Origin of the sequence: Mesorhizobium sp. M0028, from assembly GCF_040323855.1 — a bacterium.
Lineage (GTDB): Bacteria > Pseudomonadota > Alphaproteobacteria > Rhizobiales > Rhizobiaceae > Mesorhizobium.
Map to the genome: position 1 here is coordinate 43,591 of NZ_JAMYVG010000002.1, position 15,686 is coordinate 59,276.

Sequence of the window (15,686 nt, forward strand, 5' to 3'; positions counted from 1 at the left end):
GCGGCTGCTGCCGTCGAGCGCTCGGGAGATACCCTTACGGATTTCCAATAACGCCCTCCACCTCACCTCGCAAGGTGGACTTGGCCAGGTTGGTTGCTGGCTGAACTTGCACATCCAAGGTCGCCGTCCCCGGAGTGAAAAAGCACTGGAGGCATGTCGGATGGCCGTCATGGGACGCGTCCTTGGTTCGAGCTGGCAGAAAAGCCAGTGCTCGCAACGACCGGAGGGAACATCAATGACCAAGTCTCAGGCAGCATCCGTCTCACCGCGCGCCCTCTGGGCCGGTCGCGTGCTCAGCGCCGTCATCGTGCTGTTCATGATCTTCGACGGCGTCATCAAGCTACCGCCGCTCGAAATCGTCACCCAGACCATGGTGCAGCTCGGCTGGCCAGCCGATGCCAATGTCTCGCGCATGCTCGGCATCATTGGATTGGTCTCGACAGCACTTTATGTACTGCCGCGCACCTCGGTGCTCGGCGCCATCCTGCTCACCGCCTATCTCGGCGGCGCCATCGCCACGCATGTGCGTATCGGCAGCCCTTTGTTCTCGCATATGCTGTTCGGCGTCTACCTTGGCGCCATCCTCTGGGGCGGCCTGTATCTGCGCGATCCAAGGGTGCGCGCGCTGATCCCGTTCAGCCAATAGCAGCGACTTCCAAAGCCGTTCGATGGCGGCCACGCCGCCAGAGAGGGCGCTGTCTGCCGCCGCCTTTCTTCTCTTTGGATCAAATCGAGCGCCGCCCGGTCTGCTGCCGATCTTCTTCTTTGGATCAAATTGGCTGGTTGCGAGTTAGGGGGCGCAGCGGCGAGGACGGCACCCTGTTGGAGAGGAACGACAATGAAAAAGGTGATGATCTTGATGGCCCTGCTGGTGCCGCTCGGTGCCTGCTCCCGTACTGAGCAAGGCGCGGCCGTTGGTGGCCTGGGCGGTGCGGCGGTCGGCGCCGCAGTGGCCGGCAACCCGACCAAGGGCGCGGTGATCGGCGGTGCGGCCGGCGCCTTGGCCGGTGCGCTGATCGGCCGTGCCAGCGAAAGCGGCCAGTGCCGTTATCGCGATCGCAATGGCCGTGTCTACGTTGCGAGTTGCCCGGAAGGCTATTGATCGGGCCGCATCATACGGATGGACAGCAAAACGGCGGGCAAAGGCCCGCCGTTTTGTGACTGGTCAGCCGTTTTGTGAAGGGCAATCGATGACTTATTCGGCGCTGGCGGCTTCCGCCTCGGCCGGCGCGGCGGAAGCGGCGGCAACAGCGGCTGCAGCTTCCTCCTGCGCCTTCTTCAGCAGGGCTGCGCGCTCTTGCGCCTTCTTGCCGGGCTCGGCCTTCTTCGGGTTGGCGCGGGCTTCGCGCTTGGCGAGGCCGGCCTCGTCGAGGAAGCGCAGCACGCGGTCGGTCGGCTGGGCGCCGTGCGACAGCCAATGCTTGACGCGCTCGGCGTCAACCTTGACGCGTTCGCCGTCCTTGGGCAGCAGCGGGTTCCACGAGCCAAGCGACTCGATGAAACGGCCGTCGCGCGGCGAACGGGCATCGGCGACGACGACGTGGTAATAGGGACGCTTCTTCGAGCCCGCACGGGCCAGTCGGATTTTCAGTGGCATTTCTTTTCTCCTAAAAAGCTCTGATTTGGTTGATCGGTTGGTGGCTGGTCCTCAGCCGGTTTTCGTTATGCCGTTGGATGCGGCGATCTGCTCGTGATGGCGGATCACTTCGCGGACGACGAAGTTCAGGAATTTTTCCGCGAAATCCGGGTCGAGATGGGCGTCCTTCGCCAGTTGGCGAAGACGGGCGATCTGCTGCTGCTCGCGTGCCGGATCGGCAGGCGGCAGGCCATGCTCCGCCTTCAGCACGCCGACCGCCTTGGTGCAGCGGAAGCGCTCGGCCAGCATGTGGATCAGCGCCGCGTCGATGTTGTCGATCGAGGCGCGATAATTGACCAGCGCCGCGCGCGCGTCAGCCATGTCCTTTTCTTCGTTCATGGCGCCCTCATTTCTTCTTGCCGAGGCCAGGCAGCCCGCCGCCGGATCCCGGCAAACCAGGGAGCTTCATGCCGCCGGGCAAGCCAGGCAGGCCACCGCCAGCGGGAAAGCCGCCGGGCAGGCCCTTCATGCCGCCGAGCCCGGCCGCCTGTGCCTGCTTCTGCAAGGCCTCGAGCTGCTTGGGGTCCATCTTGGACAGATCGGGCATGCCGCCGCCCATCATGCCGCCTTGGCCGCCCATGCCGGGCATCATGCCGCCGAGCCCCATCTTGGAAGCGAGGCCGCCCATCATGCCGCGCATCAGGCCGCTACCTTTGCCCTTGCCGCCCATCGCCTTCATCATGTCGGCCATGCCGCGATGCATCTTCAACAGCTTGTTGATTTCGGCCGCGTCGGTGCCCGAGCCGGCGGCGATGCGCTTCTTGCGCGAGTGCTTCAGAATATCGGGATTGGCGCGCTCGGCCTTGGTCATCGACGAGATGATGGCGAGCTGGCGGCCGAACATCTTGTCGTCGAGACCGGCGGCGGCCATCTGGTCCTTCATCTTGCCCATGCCCGGCATCATGCCCATGATGCCGCCCATGCCACCCATTTTCGACATTTGCTGAAGCTGGCCGGCGAGGTCGTTCAGGTCGAACTTGCCCGACTGCATCTTCTTGGCCATCGCCGCCGCCTGCTCGGCGTCGATGTTCTCGGCTGCCTTTTCGACGAGGCTGACGATGTCGCCCATGCCGAGGATGCGGTCGGCGATGCGCTTGGGGTGGAATTCCTCCAGCGCGTCCATTTTTTCGCCGATGCCGATCAGCTTGATCGGCTTGCCGGTGACGGCGCGCATCGAGAGTGCTGCGCCACCGCGACCGTCGCCGTCCATGCGGGTCAGCACGAGGCCGGTGATGCCAACACGCTCATCGAAGCTTTTCGCCAGATTGACGGCGTCCTGGCCGGTCAGCGAATCGGCAACCAGCAGGATCTCGTGCGGCGACGACACCTTCTTGATGTCGGCCATCTCGACCATCAACGGCTCGTCGATGTGCGTACGGCCGGCGGTGTCGAGGATGACGATGTCATGGCCGCCGAGCTTTGCCGCCTGCACGGCGCGGCGGGCGATGTCGACTGGCGTCTGGCCGGCGACGATCGGCAGCGTCGCGACCTTGACCTGCTCGCCGAGCTGACGGAGCTGCTCTTGCGCGGCGGGACGCCGCGTGTCGAGCGAGGCCATCAAGACCTTCTTGTTCTGGCGCTCGGCCAACCGCTTGGCGATCTTGGCCGAGGTCGTCGTCTTGCCGGAACCTTGCAGGCCGACCATCATGATGACGACCGGAGCCGGCGCATTGAGGTCGATGGCGACGCCCTCGGCGCCGAGCATCTCGACCAGCTCGTCATGGACGATCTTGACGACCATCTGGCCGGGCTTGATCGACTTGACCACGGCGGCGCCGACGGCCTTCTCGCGCACCTTGTCGGTGAAGGAACGCACCACTTCCAGCGCCACGTCGGCCTCGAGCAGCGCGCGGCGCACCTCGCGCAGCGCCGCCGAGACATCCGCCTCCGACAAGGCGCCGCGGCCGGTGAGGCCGTTCAGGATCGAACCAAGACGTTCCTGTAGCGATTCAAACATTCTTTTTCCTTTTCCCTGGCACCCGGATGATGCCCGAGAGGTAATGCGTTCGCGCCAGCTGTCCAAGCAAAAGCCGGTCCGGGCAAAAGCCCAAAGCCAAAAAGCACCCGGGGGCGCACAGCGCTGCCGGGTGTTGGCCTCCGGGATCGATTTACAGCACTTCACCTCAAAGAGGTTTCGGCGTCCCGGTCGGTTTGCTCGGAGGAATACTCGTCGCGGAATTTCGCGGCGTGTAGACAGGAAATCGGCCGCGGAGTCAAGCTTTGGTCAGGCTTTGCGCCAAATATGCTCAGGACAACCAGGCAAGGCGCATCAGCGCACGCTGCTGGCGCGCGCCATATCCGGCTCGACCTTCAGCGGGGAGCGCGGATGCAAAAGCAGCAGAACGGTCAACAGGCTGCTGACGATGCCGATCGCGGCGATGAGGACGGCGTCTGAAGTCGTCCAGCCGGCGGCTTCGAGCGGCTTGGCGTTGAACAGGGCGAAGGAATTATAGCTTTGCTGGTGCGAAATCAGCAGGAAGCCGGTCAGATTGTTGCCGAGATGGGCGCCGAAGCCGGCACCGAGATTGCCGGTTGCATAGACCAGAAGCGTCAGCAGCAGCGCAAAGGCGGCGATCGAGGCCAGCACGCAGGCATTGATCGCGGCGCTCGAGCCTGGGCTCCAATGTAGCGAGGTGAACAGCAATCCCGGCAGCAGCGCCCAGATGAAAGGGTTCTGGAACCGGCTCGCCAGGCCCCTGAGCAGATAACCGCGAAACAGCATCTCCTCCGACGAGGTCTGCAGAAAGGTCAGCGCAGCGATCGGGATCAGGAACAAAAGCCACGAGGACAGGCCGATCGTACCGCGCGCAATATCGGGCTGCAGGCCGTAAAGCAGGATCTCGGAAAGCAGCGAGGTGATCAGCACGGCGGCCAGCCCTTTCAGGAACCCCGACCATGAAATGCGCCGGCTGACGCCGATCAGGGCCGTCAGCTTCTCGCGATGGATCCAGCGCATGGCAGCCCAAAGGCCGAGCCAGATTCCGGCAAACGAAGCCAGCGCCGCGAGGATGCCCGCTGGAGAGGCCATGAAATCCTGCACCGCTCCTCCACCTGGCGGGGCGGTGCCAGACGACGCCTGCCAAACGGCAAAGGCATAGGTGCCGCCGAACAGCACGGCGGCAGTGATTCCGAGCCAGAACAGGATGACGACGACCGTTCCAAGCAGAAGGCGCGGCAAAGTGGTCTTCTCGTTGGCGGTGTGCCGGTACTGTTGGAAGGCGGTCGGGTCGATCGTCACGCGGGCTCGCTGGCTGGTGCTTCGGCTCGCATGATCTAGAGCATCGGACGCAAAAGTGGAAACCGGTATTGCAGCGGCAATGCCGGCTTGTGGCAATGTCGGGGTGTGAGCGGCCGCCATTACAGGGCGACCGCCCTGTTTTGCGCGTCAGCGCACGACGTACACGATACGCCGGCTGCTCGGATCGACCAGCGCCGGCTGGCCGTTCACATAGACGTAGCGATAATCATAATCGGGTATCTCGCGCAGCTCGACGGTGTCGGGCAACATCGCGCCGGTAACCACCTCGCCTTCGAGATAGACCGGATCGAGCCGGTTCGTTTCGACATAGGTGCGGATTTCCGCCGGCGGCCGCCGGATGGGCTCGATCGCCTCGCCGGCAACGATCGCTCCGGTATAGCTGTCGGAATATTCGGCGCTATCGGCAGGCGGTGTCACGACGGCAATGTCGGCGCCGGCCGGACGCTGTGTCAGGACCACACGGCTGCCGCCGAAATCGGCCGTCACATAGTCGGAATAGACCCAGCCCTGGCCGTTGGCCTCGGCGATGGTGCACCATTTGCTGTTGGCGATGCAGCCGTCGAGCGTCGCCGACTGGCCGGCCGCGAGTACCCCGATGACCGGATATTGCGGGCCGGGGCCGGCGCGTACATTGAGATCGGTGATGGCCGAGACGGCGGTTTCGGCCAAAGCAGAGCCCGACATCGCTATGAGCGCTCCGGCCACCGCCGGAAACAATATGCGTTTCATGGTTTTCTCTCCGTTTCACAGTCCCTCGGGACCGAAAACGAAGCAAAGCGGCATGCGTTCCGGCTAAAAAGCCTCCGCCGGCTCACGATTTGTTCCAATAGTTTTCGGCAGGTCAGTCAAAAGCTCGTGAACAAAAGCAAGCTTTTGCGCCGCCACGTCGGAGATTACGAAGGGATACAGATCGGGCAGGCCCATGCAGCGGTTGATCGAGTTGGAAGCTTCCGACAGCACCAGCCAGCGGTCGAGGATCTTTTCGAAAGGCTCCGGCCTGGTGGCGGGTTCCGATGGTGCCGGCTGCAGCTCGCCGCCGGTATCGGCGCGCGGCAGCTCGTTGGCTTCGACGGTCTCCAGCCGGCCGAGCGGGAAATTCAGCGCATGCACCATCTCCAGCGTGTCGGTGATGTGCATGTGATGCGCCCATGTCTCGGCCCAGTCCTCCCACGGGTGCGACGTCGCATAGGCCGAGATATGGCGCTGCTGCCAGTCGGGCGGCGCGCCATCGGCGTAATAGGTCTTCAGCGCTTGTTCGTAGCCGGCGCGTTCGTCGCCGAACAAAGCGCGAAAACCGGCAAGCTTTTGCGGATCGTCACGGATCAGGCGGTCCCAATAGTAATGGCCGAGCTCATGGCGGAAATGGCCGAGCAGCGTGCGGTAGTTCTCGCCCATCTCGACGCGCCGCCGCTCGCGCTCAGCCGAGTCCGCCTCGGCGACGTTGAGCGTGATCAGGCCGTTGTCATGGCCGGTCAGGATACGCTCGCCACCGGGACCGCCACCGATAGGATCGGCAAGAAAATCGAAAGCGAGGCCGATCTCGTCGCCGGGATTCTGCTTGGATGCGACCGGCAGGCCGAAGGCGAGCAGCGAATAGACGGCACGCTTCTTTGCCGCCTCGACACGGATCCAGCGGCGGCGATTGCCGTCGACCGACAGATCCGGGATCAGCTGGTTCAGCGTGCAGGCGCGGCAGAAGGCGTGGCCAGGCTCCGCCATCCAGTTGCAGGCGCATTCGTCGGCGTTGGTGCATTGGAAGATGTCGTCGATGCCGGACAGCACAAAACGCGCATGCTCGGGATCATAGAGCACGAGGCTGGCGCAGTTCAGGCATTGCGCGTTCTCGAAATAGAGACGGTGGCCGCAATGCGGGCAGTCGAAAAGCTTCATTGGCGTCTCAAATCATTCGAAATGCGGAGGACGAGGCGAACAGGACAAGGCCAAACGCCTGTCACCGGCCCACGTTCCTGCCGGCCGATGCTATTTTGCCGCAAGCTGGGCCACGACCTCCCTGGCCACTGCCTCGCCCGACAATCTGGCGCCGCCGCAGGTCTGCATCAGCGGACCGGCCAAATGCTCGCCGGCGAAGAAGATCTTTTCCGCCACCGGCTGCATCAGCGTGGCGCGCGCTTGCGAGCGGCCGGGCCGCGCCGCCGCATAGGCGCCGCGCACAAACCGCTCAGCGCCCCAATTGGTCATCATTGCGCGTCCGACATGCTTTCGTACGTCGCCGCCAAAGATGCCGCAGAGCCGGTCGACGACGAAGTCGATGCCGGCCGCCTCGCCCGCCGCCGACATCTCCCAAGCGAAATCGCCGCCGACGAAACCGACCATCAAATCGAAGTCGAAGGGAAAGCAGAGGAAGTAGATGTCGTGCCGGGCCAGCCGCTCGATCAGCAAATCGTCGAACGGCTCCAAGCCAAGCCTCGTGCCGGATATTTCGACCGGCAGCTTGGTCAGCATGCCCATCGGCAGATCGAAGAAGGCAGCGAAATGCCCATCGGGGAGTGCGGGCGAGAACGCAATCTCCTCGAAGGCGAGCACTGCCGGCGAGGCGGTGACGATGACAGCCTTGGCGCGGATGGTACCGCGATCCGTGACGCAGGCTACGCCCGGCCCATCCCAGAGGATCTTGCGCACCGGCGTCGACAGCTCCACCGGCACGTCGGCGCCGAAGCGCGCAACCAGCGTGCCGAAGCCTTCCCTGGTGAAATAGTTCGGATCGAGATCGGCGGCGGCCTGAAAGTCGCGGATCGATATCTCGTCCTCGTCGGCGCCGAAATCCATCGGCCCCGCGAAGGTTGCGGCGGCGCGCGGCGCGTGGCCTTTGGCGAGCAATGCCGAAAGGCGGTCATCGTCGCCTTCCCTCACCTGACGTGCCGCCACCAGTTCGAGCAGTCTTGCGTCGGCCACCTTCATCGCGGCCTCTTCGGCTTCGCTTGCCTTTCGCTCGCGGTAGTAGAGATGATCGACATTCATGTCGTGGTGATGAAGCGTCCAGGCGGCGGCTTTCGCCTCGGGAAAGTAGGGATTGCGGTCTGCCGCATGCAGCCAGGCGCAGCCGATGTCGAACGGCACGCCGAAATGCTGGTCGCTGGTCCAGGCGCGGCCGCCGACGCGGTTCATCGCTTCTAACAATTTGAAGGAAAAACCGGCGGCGCGCAGGGTCTTGGCAGCCGAAAGTCCGGCCGAACCGGCGCCGACGATCACGACATCAACGTCTTTCATGCTTATTCTGTCCCCGCCACAATAATTACTTGATCGTAGGCAAATTCCCGGGCATCCGCCAGTGTGGTGGATTTGAAGTTCCTGCTGTATTGAGTGCATCGGCGCAGCGCCGGGACAGTGACAAGCAGGTGTTTCGCTGGCAAATTCGCAATTGGGAACGTGATTCAGGCAACCAGGAGAGCAGCATGGCATTTCTTGCCAAGGGGAAGATGTTTGTAGTGGCCACGGTGGTGGCGGTGCTTGCGCTGGCGACGGGCGCGCAGGCGGCGGCCAGTTGTGGCAAAAACGGCGCCGGCTTCGAGGCGTGGAAACCGGAGTTTGCCGCGGAGGCCAAGGCCGACGGTGTCGGCTCGAAGGGTCTGGCCGCTCTGGCTCGCGCAACCTACGCGACAAAGACGATCTCCGTCGACCGCGCCATCCATAAGGCTTTCAGCGGCTCGGTCGAAGCTTTCATGAAGCGCCGTGGCGCGTCCGCGATCATTGCCAGGGGCCGTGCGCTGAAGAAGGCCAATGCGGCGCTGTTCGACAAGATCGAACGGAATTACGGCGTGTCGCCGGGTGTGTTGATCGCCATCTGGGGTATGGAGACGGGCTTCGGTTCCGCCATGGGCAACCAGAATACGGTCTCTGCCATTTTAACGCTCGCCTATGATTGCCGCCGTCCGGAGTTCTTCTATCCCCATGCCATTGCAGCCCTGAAGCTGGTCGATCGCGGAGCGTTGAGCGCCTCGTCGGTCGGTGCCGCACATGGCGAGATCGGCCACACGCAGTTCCTGCCCGGAAATGTTTTGACGTATGGCGTCGGCAACAAAAATCTGCGCGACAAGAGCACTGCGTTGGCTTCCACGGCCAACTTCCTCAAGGGCCATGGTTGGCGGGCCGGAGCGAGCGCGCAGGCGAATATGGGCGCAATCGCTGGCTGGAATTCCGCTAGCGTCTATCAACAGGCCATCGCCCGCATGGCCACAGCCATCGATGCCGACTGACAGAAATCTCTATTCGATAGAATGATTCGACAGAAAGCCCGGCCATGCGCCGGGCTTTCTATTTCACGTCGAGCGCGTAGGAGCAGCCGGCGAGAACCTTGCCGGGATGTGAATTAACGGTTGAGACATTGAGCGCAATGTGCGTGGAAAATGTCATGCCGTCGGCTTCCTCGCTGCTTTCGACGAGCACCTTCTCGCCAAGGAATTTGTCCGGTGTCGAGATTTGCGCTGTGACGCCGAGCGCTCGAGCGAGATCGGGCGCGGAAACATCGTCAAACACCGCCATCGGCCCGGTCGCGGTAAGGACGACGGCCGCCGTTTCGCGCCCGAAGACGCCGACCGTGGCCGGCAGCTCGTATTGCCTGAGGAAAGGATTGCCGGCGGTGACTTCCTTCCAGCCAAGTTTTTCCGCCGCGCCGGGCTCACCGCTCAGCCACAAGGCGAATCCGTTATAGGCCGGCACGTCGGCCCTGCATTCAATCAGCGCGGCGAGGTCGAGCGAGGTGGGATCGAATTCCTCCGCTCCGGCTGCTGCCAGGCCCGCCAGCAACATCAGCGGAAGTCGCGTGGCGCGTCGCAAACTAACCATCGCCGACCTGTCACTTGCCTTTGATGACCTTCCAGATGTCGGTGGATTGGTCGAGCTGAAGGCTGTTTATGTCGGAGAAGCCAATTCGGCCGCTGCGCACCGCATCGCCCAAGCGCCGGCAGAAGAGGCTCGGCATGCGTTCCTGAGAAACGCCCATGAAGGCTGCGATCTCATGTTTGAACGTAATGGTCCATGTAGCGACAGCGGCGATGCATCCCGCCTGGGGATCCTTCTTCGTGATGTCCTGTCCGGTCTGGCAGCCCGCCAGAATGCCGATCATCGCCGTCAAAATCAAAAGACCAAGTCGCATTATTACAGCCCCATTGCCCAAAAAAACAATTGGACAATCCGGCCATGAGGTCAAGCAAGAAAAGCTCTGCAGCTGTCATTAGAAACAACTACATTAGCTCACTAAGAGTATGGATCCAGGCTAAGCAGGATTTTCATGAATATATACTTAGCCTTTACGACCACGCGCCGCCAGCGTGCGCAGCCTCAGCGCATTGAGGCGGATGAAACCTTCGGCATCTTTCTGGTCGTAGGCGCCGCGGTCGTCCTCGAAGGTGACCAGCGCGTCGGAATAGAGCGTCTTCCTCGACTTGCGGCCGGTGACAATGACGTTGCCCTTGTAGAGCTTCAGCCGCACGATGCCTTCGACGTCTTCCTGGCTGTTGTCGATCATCGCCTGCAGCATCAGCCGCTCGGGCGCGAACCAGAAGCCGTTATAGATCAGCTCGGCATAACGCGGCATGAACTCGTCCTTGAGATGGGCGGCACCGCGGTCCAGCGTGATCGATTCGATCGCCCGGTGGGCCGATATCAGGATGGTGCCGCCGGGGGTCTCGTAGACGCCGCGCGATTTCATGCCGACGAAACGGTTCTCGACCAGATCGAGCCGGCCGATGCCATTGTCGCGGCCGAGATCGTTCAGCGCCGCCAGCATCGTTGCCGGCGACAGTTTCTTGCCGTTGAGCGCGACGGGATCGCCCTTGAGGAATTCGATTTCGATCTCTGTGACCTCATCCGGCGCATCCATCGGCGAGATGGTGCGCTGGTGGACGAATTCCGGCGGCTCGCTCCACGGGTCTTCCAGCACCTTGCCCTCGGAGGAGGAATGCAGCAGGTTGGCGTCGACCGAGAACGGCGCATCGCCCTTCTTGTCCTTCGGCACCGGAATCTGGTGCTGCTCGGCGAAATTGATCAGATCGGTGCGCGACTTGAACGACCAGTCGCGCCAGGGCGCGATGACCTTGATGTCGGGGTTGAGCGCATAGGCCGAGAGTTCGAAACGCACCTGATCGTTGCCCTTGCCGGTGGCGCCATGGGCGATCGCATCGGCGCCGGTCTCCCTGGCGATCTCGACAAGATGTTTCGAGATCAGTGGCCGGGCGATCGAGGTGCCGAGCAGATAGGTGCCTTCATAGACAGCGTTGGCGCGGAACATCGGAAAGACGAAATCGGATACGAACTCCTCGCGGACATCGACGATGCGAATATCCTTGATGCCCATCATCTCGGCCTTGCGCCTAGCCGGCTCCAGTTCGCCACCCTGGCCTAGATCGGCGGTGAAGGTCACGACCTCGGCGCCGAGCTCGGTCTGCAGCCATTTCAGGATGATCGAGGTGTCAAGGCCGCCAGAATAGGCGAGCACGACTTTCTTGACGGCTTTTGCTTTCGACATGGTGGGCGGTTCCGCGACAGGATTCTTGCGGGCGAGGTATCACGGCGTTTCGGGGCTGCGCAAGGGAGGAACAGGCGCCTGGGAGCCGCAAGCGCTGGACCAGACGCCGTGGCGGCGAGATGCTGGCGTCGGCGAGGCGCCTGCGCTATAGGCTGCGCCTTCTTGTCCGAGGCCGCCAATGTCCTTCATTCCCGACAACGCTACGCTTATCCAATTCGCCATCGCGACGGTGATCCTGGCGATTACGCCTGGGCCGGACATGACGCTGTTCGTGTCGCGCACGCTGAGCCAGGGCCGCGCCACCGGCTTCGCCTCGATGGCCGGCGCGCTGTGCGGCACGCTGATCCACACCACGTTGGTGGTGGTCGGCGTCTCGGCGCTGATCGTCGCCTCGCCGATGGCGTTCTTCGTGCTGAAGATTTTCGGCGCCGGCTATCTGGTCTTCCTGGCCTGGCAGGCGATCACAAAAGGGTCGGCGTTTTCACCGGAGAAGAAGAGCGGGCCGCAGATATCGCTGGTTCGCAGCTGGGCGGCGGGGCTCGGCGTCAATCTGCTCAATCCGAAGATCATCCTGTTCTTCATGACCTTCCTGCCGCAATTCGTCTCCGCGCATGATCCCAATGCGCCGGGAAAGCTGTTCTTCCTCGGCGCGATGTTCGTCGTGCTGTCGGTCCCGGTGACAGCGCCGATGGTGCTGGCGGCGGAAAAATTCTCGGCGGCGATGAAAGCCAGCCCGCGCGTGACGCGCGTCGTCGACTATCTGTTTGCCGGAGTTTTTTCGGCCTTCGCGCTCAAGATCCTGACGGCCCAGGCGAAATAGGGCGTCCGATTTGACGCCAGCTCCCAGCCGAGCGGCCGGCGCTCAGCCAGTAGAAAATACCGCCGACCATGCCGCAGCCGATCACCGCCAGCATGACGCTTGTGTTGGTAACCTCGAAATTGGCGTCGTTCGTCTGGTGGACGAAGCCGAGGAAGACCGCCGCCACCGCCGCGCCCGCCAGTGCATAGAACAGCCAGTCGCGCCGGCCGAGGATTTCGGAAACCAGGATGGCGATCGCCGCCGGCATGAAAGCGAAATAGGCGACGAACAGCGCGACGAAGGGGACGGAAAAATAGAGGGAAGCCGTCGCCGCCGGCGGTGCCTGCTCCGGCGTGTAGCCCAGGGACGCCAGAAACATGATATTGAGAAATGCGCTGGCCGCCAGCGAGGCGACGCCATAACCGATCAGGATGACGGCGAAGCGGATCAGATAGGCGACGACGCGATTCACGCCTCGCCGTGCCCTGCGATCATCATCGCTTCCAGCGCCAGCCGGTCGACTTTGCGCATGCGCTCGGAGTCCGATTTGAGCTGGCCGCAGGCGGCGAGGATGTCGCGGCCGCGCGGCGTGCGGATCGGCGAGGCATAGCCGGCATTGTTGATGTAGTCGGCGAATTTCTCGATCGTCTCCCAGTGCGAGCACTGGTAGTTGGTGCCCGGCCACGGATTGAACGGGATCAGATTGATCTTGGCCGGGATGCCCTTGAGCAGCTTGATCAGCGCCTTGGCGTCCTCGATGGAATCATTGACGTCCTTTAGCATCACATATTCGAAGGTGATGCGCTTGGCGTTGGACAGGCCGGGATAGGCACGGCAGGCAGCGATCAGCTCGTTGAGCGGATACTTCTTGTTGATCGGTACCAAAAGGTCACGCAGATCGTCATTGGTAGCGTGCAGCGAGATTGCCAGCATGACGCCGATCTCTTCGCCGGTGCGGAAGATTTCGGGCACGACGCCCGAGGTCGACAGCGTGATGCGCCTCTTCGACAGGGAAAGCCCGTCGCCGTCGGATGCAATCAGCAGCGCCTTCTTCACCGCCTCGAAATTGTAGAGCGGCTCACCCATGCCCATCATGACGACGTTGGACACTTTCCGGCCCTCGGCCGGCACGATGGCGCCGTCGGGCGTGTCGCGGTCGGGGAAATCGCCGAGCCGGTCGCGAGCTGTCAAAAGCTGGGCGAGGATTTCTTCCGCCGTCAGGTTGCGCACCAGCTTTTGCGTGCCGGTGTGGCAGAAGGAGCAGGTCAGGGTGCAGCCGACCTGCGAGGAGATGCAGAGCGTGCCGCGGCCTTCTTCGGGAATGTAGACGGTCTCGATCTCGACCGGCCGGCCGGCGCCGCGCGGCGGAAAGCGGAACAGCCATTTGCGCGTGCCGTCGGAGGAAATCTGCTCCTCGACGATCTCGGGCCTGGCAACGGTGAAATGCCTGTCCAGTGCGGCGCGCAAATCCTTGGAGATGTTGAACATGCCGGCAAAATCGGAAACGCCGCGCACATAGATCCAGTGCCAGAGCTGCTGGGCGCGCATCTTCGCCTGGCGCTCCGGCACGATGCCGGCGGCGACGAGGGCGGCCCCGAGTTCGGCGCGCGTCAAGCCGATCAGCGACGGCTTTTCAGGCGTGCGGGTGCGCAACGCGTCACGCGCGCCTTCGGCGGTAAGATCGAATGAAAGGGTCATTGTTGCGCCAATATAAGCGATTTGCGGCCGATTACAGCATCGTGCCCGAAATGAAGCGCGGCGCATAGCACAGGTTGATGGCGGAGTCATGCAGGGGGTTCTTCCTTCTCCCCTTGTGGGAGAAGGTGGCCGAGCGAAGCTCGGTCGGATGAGGGGTGTTCCAGCTTGGCATCCCCTGCACTCCGTCCAGCACCCCCCAACCGTCTTGGCGCTGCGCGCCAATCCACCTTCTCCCACAGGAGAGAAGGCAAGACCGCACGAACACTGGTTCTTTACGTCGCTGTGTTAGGTCGTGAACGTCCCGGACGAGGACTTTACTTGCACTTGGCGATCGAGGCCAGCGCCGCCGAGATGCCCTTCAGCGAGAAGACGTAGGTGGTGGTATTGCCGCGGCCGGACTTGGCTGACACCTTCATGTCGGTGCCGGTCTTCATCGCGGCGATCAGCACCGGCTCCTCGGCGGCGTTCTCGACCCAGGCCGACTTGCCGCGCGTGAACATCGAAAAAGACTTCTTGTCGATGGTGACGGTGGCCTTGGAACCTTCCTGGAAGGTATAGCCGGCGATGAATTGCGGCTCGTAGGACACTTGCTGCCCCGGCCGCTGGCTGACGAAGAAGAACATGTCGCCATGATCGAGCGTCGGCGGCTGCTTGTCGGTTGGCACGGTCAGGACATAGCAGACCTTGCCGCCGCCCGACGCCTGGTAGCTGTAGGTGCCCCAGGCATTGTGCTGGCCGATCTTGGTTGCCGACTGCGCCAGCGCGGGCGCCGTCAAGGCCACCAGGGCCAGGCTGGAAACTATAGCAATCAATCCGCGCATCGCTTTTCCCGTATTCCACTGGTGCGGCGGCAGGCCGGCTCGGCGTCCTGCCCGTCGCTTCATTTTGATTTAATCTGGGTTACCAAACGGTGAATTTCCCCTGAGAAAAGGATGTTCACGCCAGGAAACCGCCGCCGTCTTCGCGCTGCCGCTTGAAAAAGCGGCTGGCGCAATGTCCCTGCCGCGACTTGGAGGCCACGAAAACGGCAAGAGTTTGACTTTTCAAGCAGCTAGGTCTTGCAGCGATTCTCGCTTTTCTGAGAGCTACGTGACGAATTTCCCGCCAGGCGGTATATGTCTGCGTTCGGCTCCACGGCACTCGGCCAGGGTGCCCTCCTTGGCGGCTTACGGGAGATTTGGCCATGGCCATTTCCGAGACAGTTCTGATCCTGGCGGGCGGCACAGTCGTCCTGGCGATCGTGTTCGGCATTCGTGTCGCCGTCCGCGCGGTGGCCAGCGGCGCGGTGCCCCGGTCGGATGGCGGAGAGGTGGCGGGCGGACCGGGCGCGCCCGACGTGGCGGGGGTCATTGCGCTGCCGCCTTTGATCTTCCTCGGCTTCCTGGCGGCGGCAACCGTGCTCGAGGTGCTCGCGCCGCTCCCGGTCATGGCCGGGCAGGCCCTCGCCCGCTATCTGGCCGGCGCCGTGCTCGCGGTGTGCGGCTTGGTGCTCATCTTTATGGCGGCGGGCCGCTTTCAGGCCGCTGGAACCAACATACCACCGACCTTGCCAACGACGGCGCTGGTCGTCGACGGTATCTATCGGTGGACCAGAAATCCGTTCTATCTGGGAGCGACCCTTATCTATCTGGGCCTCGGTGTCGCGGCCGGAAGTCTTTGGGGTATCGCGCTCGTCATTCCCTTGCTGTGGGTGATCAATACGGGCGTCATCGCGCCGGAAGAGCGTTATCTCGAGCGTAAGTTCGGAGACGCCTATCGCGCCTACAAGACGCGGGTGCGGCGGTGGCTTTGACGGCCGGAAAGTCGGTTC

Annotated in this window: 18 protein-coding genes; 5 read left to right on the forward strand and 13 right to left on the reverse strand. The window is 62.9% G+C overall.

Translation table 11 applies throughout. The features are described from left to right. The first annotated feature begins 235 nt into the window (after positions 1-235). Both NKJ93_RS05170 and NKJ93_RS05175 read left to right on the forward strand, forming a co-directional pair. Positions 236-646 carry a DoxX family protein gene (locus NKJ93_RS05170; RefSeq protein ID WP_023721914.1) on the forward strand — a complete coding sequence of 137 codons (411 nt, stop codon included), beginning with the start codon at positions 236-238 and terminating at the stop codon, positions 644-646. A 192-nt stretch (positions 647-838) separates the two neighbouring features. Then, entirely contained in the window at positions 839-1,102 is a 264-nt protein-coding gene (locus NKJ93_RS05175; protein ID WP_023680734.1) for a YMGG-like glycine zipper-containing protein, read from the forward strand. 93 nt (positions 1,103-1,195) lie between these two features. On the opposite strand, the gene rpsP is transcribed toward NKJ93_RS05175, so the two are convergent. The 7 genes from rpsP to NKJ93_RS05210 all read right to left on the reverse strand — a co-directional run bounded on the left by rpsP (position 1,196) and on the right by NKJ93_RS05210 (position 8,123). Next, positions 1,196-1,597, reverse strand: coding sequence for a 30S ribosomal protein S16 (gene rpsP, locus NKJ93_RS05180; RefSeq protein WP_023721913.1), 402 nt, complete (start codon positions 1,595-1,597; stop codon positions 1,196-1,198). A gap of 51 nt (positions 1,598-1,648) precedes the next feature. Then, entirely contained in the window at positions 1,649-1,975 is a 327-nt protein-coding gene (locus tag NKJ93_RS05185) for a chorismate mutase (protein ID WP_023721912.1), read from the reverse strand. A gap of 7 nt (positions 1,976-1,982) precedes the next feature. After that, on the reverse strand, positions 1,983-3,593 hold the full coding sequence (gene ffh, locus NKJ93_RS05190) for a signal recognition particle protein (protein ID WP_352481079.1): 1,611 nt from the start codon (positions 3,591-3,593) through the stop codon (positions 1,983-1,985). A gap of 312 nt (positions 3,594-3,905) precedes the next feature. Continuing rightward, positions 3,906-4,874 (reverse strand): CPBP family intramembrane glutamic endopeptidase, encoded by a 969-nt coding sequence (locus NKJ93_RS05195; RefSeq protein WP_023721910.1) that lies wholly within the window; start codon positions 4,872-4,874, stop codon positions 3,906-3,908. 147 nt (positions 4,875-5,021) lie between these two features. Continuing rightward, positions 5,022-5,624: a DUF1236 domain-containing protein gene (locus NKJ93_RS05200; protein WP_023721909.1), complete on the reverse strand. Its 603-nt coding sequence runs from the start codon at positions 5,622-5,624 to the stop codon at positions 5,022-5,024. A 63-nt stretch (positions 5,625-5,687) separates the two neighbouring features. Continuing rightward, positions 5,688-6,785 carry a zinc-binding metallopeptidase family protein gene (locus tag NKJ93_RS05205; protein WP_352481078.1) on the reverse strand — a complete coding sequence of 366 codons (1,098 nt, stop codon included), beginning with the start codon at positions 6,783-6,785 and terminating at the stop codon, positions 5,688-5,690. Positions 6,786-6,875: 90 nt separating this feature from the next. Then, positions 6,876-8,123, reverse strand: a complete 1,248-nt coding sequence (locus NKJ93_RS05210) for a flavin monoamine oxidase family protein (RefSeq protein WP_352495992.1) — start codon at positions 8,121-8,123, stop codon at positions 6,876-6,878. A 185-nt stretch (positions 8,124-8,308) separates the two neighbouring features. On the opposite strand from NKJ93_RS05210, the gene NKJ93_RS05215 reads away from it, so the two are divergent. Continuing rightward, on the forward strand, positions 8,309-9,109 hold the full coding sequence (locus NKJ93_RS05215; protein ID WP_023721906.1) for a lytic murein transglycosylase: 801 nt from the start codon (positions 8,309-8,311) through the stop codon (positions 9,107-9,109). Positions 9,110-9,167: 58 nt separating this feature from the next. Here NKJ93_RS05215 and NKJ93_RS05220 read toward each other — a convergent pair whose 3' ends face one another. The 3 genes from NKJ93_RS05220 to NKJ93_RS05230 form a co-directional block, all read right to left on the reverse strand. Beyond that, positions 9,168-9,662 (reverse strand): hypothetical protein, encoded by a 495-nt coding sequence (locus NKJ93_RS05220; protein WP_352495991.1) that lies wholly within the window; start codon positions 9,660-9,662, stop codon positions 9,168-9,170. 46 nt (positions 9,663-9,708) lie between these two features. Then, positions 9,709-10,008 carry a hypothetical protein gene (locus NKJ93_RS05225; RefSeq protein ID WP_352481075.1) on the reverse strand — a complete coding sequence of 100 codons (300 nt, stop codon included), beginning with the start codon at positions 10,006-10,008 and terminating at the stop codon, positions 9,709-9,711. 147 nt (positions 10,009-10,155) lie between these two features. Continuing rightward, complete coding sequence (locus NKJ93_RS05230) at positions 10,156-11,379, reverse strand: argininosuccinate synthase (RefSeq protein ID WP_352481074.1); 1,224 nt, start codon at positions 11,377-11,379, stop codon at positions 10,156-10,158. A 178-nt stretch (positions 11,380-11,557) separates the two neighbouring features. Between NKJ93_RS05230 and NKJ93_RS05235 the strand changes: the two genes are divergently transcribed. Further along, on the forward strand, positions 11,558-12,199 hold the full coding sequence (locus NKJ93_RS05235) for a LysE family translocator (protein ID WP_023721902.1): 642 nt from the start codon (positions 11,558-11,560) through the stop codon (positions 12,197-12,199). Here NKJ93_RS05235 and NKJ93_RS05240 read toward each other — a convergent pair. From NKJ93_RS05240 to NKJ93_RS05250, 3 genes are all read right to left on the reverse strand, one after another. Further along, positions 12,171-12,650 (reverse strand): hypothetical protein, encoded by a 480-nt coding sequence (locus NKJ93_RS05240; RefSeq protein ID WP_023721901.1) that lies wholly within the window; start codon positions 12,648-12,650, stop codon positions 12,171-12,173. The two genes, NKJ93_RS05235 and NKJ93_RS05240, sit on opposite strands and share 29 nt — an antisense overlap. Further along, positions 12,647-13,876 carry a dual-specificity RNA methyltransferase RlmN gene (rlmN, locus tag NKJ93_RS05245; RefSeq protein ID WP_352588001.1) on the reverse strand — a complete coding sequence of 410 codons (1,230 nt, stop codon included), beginning with the start codon at positions 13,874-13,876 and terminating at the stop codon, positions 12,647-12,649. Before rlmN ends, NKJ93_RS05240 begins: the two co-directional genes overlap by 4 nt. A gap of 314 nt (positions 13,877-14,190) precedes the next feature. Next, positions 14,191-14,697, reverse strand: coding sequence for an invasion associated locus B family protein (locus NKJ93_RS05250; RefSeq protein ID WP_023721899.1), 507 nt, complete (start codon positions 14,695-14,697; stop codon positions 14,191-14,193). A gap of 362 nt (positions 14,698-15,059) precedes the next feature. Between NKJ93_RS05250 and NKJ93_RS05255 the strand changes: the two genes are divergently transcribed. Continuing rightward, positions 15,060-15,668, forward strand: coding sequence for a methyltransferase family protein (locus NKJ93_RS05255; protein ID WP_352494034.1), 609 nt, complete (start codon positions 15,060-15,062; stop codon positions 15,666-15,668). The last annotated feature ends 18 nt before the right edge of the window (positions 15,669-15,686 follow it).

What these genes read in the sequence shown, in the direction of transcription:
- NKJ93_RS05175 (WP_023680734.1), top strand. Translation starts at nt 839, where the DNA reads ATGAAAAAGGTGATGATCTTGATGGCCCTGCTGGTGCCGCTCGGTGCC.
- NKJ93_RS05215 (WP_023721906.1), top strand. Translation starts at nt 8,309, where the DNA reads ATGGCATTTCTTGCCAAGGGGAAGATGTTTGTAGTGGCCACGGTGGTG.
- rpsP (WP_023721913.1), bottom strand. Translation starts at nt 1,597, where the DNA reads ATGCCACTGAAAATCCGACTGGCCCGTGCGGGCTCGAAGAAGCGTCCC.
- NKJ93_RS05200 (WP_023721909.1), bottom strand. Translation starts at nt 5,624, where the DNA reads ATGAAACGCATATTGTTTCCGGCGGTGGCCGGAGCGCTCATAGCGATG.
- NKJ93_RS05230 (WP_352481074.1), bottom strand. Translation starts at nt 11,379, where the DNA reads ATGTCGAAAGCAAAAGCCGTCAAGAAAGTCGTGCTCGCCTATTCTGGC.
- NKJ93_RS05235 (WP_023721902.1), top strand. Translation starts at nt 11,558, where the DNA reads ATGTCCTTCATTCCCGACAACGCTACGCTTATCCAATTCGCCATCGCG.
- NKJ93_RS05250 (WP_023721899.1), bottom strand. Translation starts at nt 14,697, where the DNA reads ATGCGCGGATTGATTGCTATAGTTTCCAGCCTGGCCCTGGTGGCCTTG.
- NKJ93_RS05255 (WP_352494034.1), top strand. Translation starts at nt 15,060, where the DNA reads ATGGCCATTTCCGAGACAGTTCTGATCCTGGCGGGCGGCACAGTCGTC.
- NKJ93_RS05185 (WP_023721912.1), bottom strand. Translation starts at nt 1,975, where the DNA reads ATGAACGAAGAAAAGGACATGGCTGACGCGCGCGCGGCGCTGGTCAAT.
- NKJ93_RS05170 (WP_023721914.1), top strand. Translation starts at nt 236, where the DNA reads ATGACCAAGTCTCAGGCAGCATCCGTCTCACCGCGCGCCCTCTGGGCC.
- rlmN (WP_352588001.1), bottom strand. Translation starts at nt 13,876, where the DNA reads ATGACCCTTTCATTCGATCTTACCGCCGAAGGCGCGCGTGACGCGTTG.
- ffh (WP_352481079.1), bottom strand. Translation starts at nt 3,593, where the DNA reads ATGTTTGAATCGCTACAGGAACGTCTTGGTTCGATCCTGAACGGCCTC.
- NKJ93_RS05205 (WP_352481078.1), bottom strand. Translation starts at nt 6,785, where the DNA reads ATGAAGCTTTTCGACTGCCCGCATTGCGGCCACCGTCTCTATTTCGAG.
- NKJ93_RS05220 (WP_352495991.1), bottom strand. Translation starts at nt 9,662, where the DNA reads ATGTTGCTGGCGGGCCTGGCAGCAGCCGGAGCGGAGGAATTCGATCCC.
- NKJ93_RS05225 (WP_352481075.1), bottom strand. Translation starts at nt 10,008, where the DNA reads ATGCGACTTGGTCTTTTGATTTTGACGGCGATGATCGGCATTCTGGCG.
- NKJ93_RS05210 (WP_352495992.1), bottom strand. Translation starts at nt 8,123, where the DNA reads ATGAAAGACGTTGATGTCGTGATCGTCGGCGCCGGTTCGGCCGGACTT.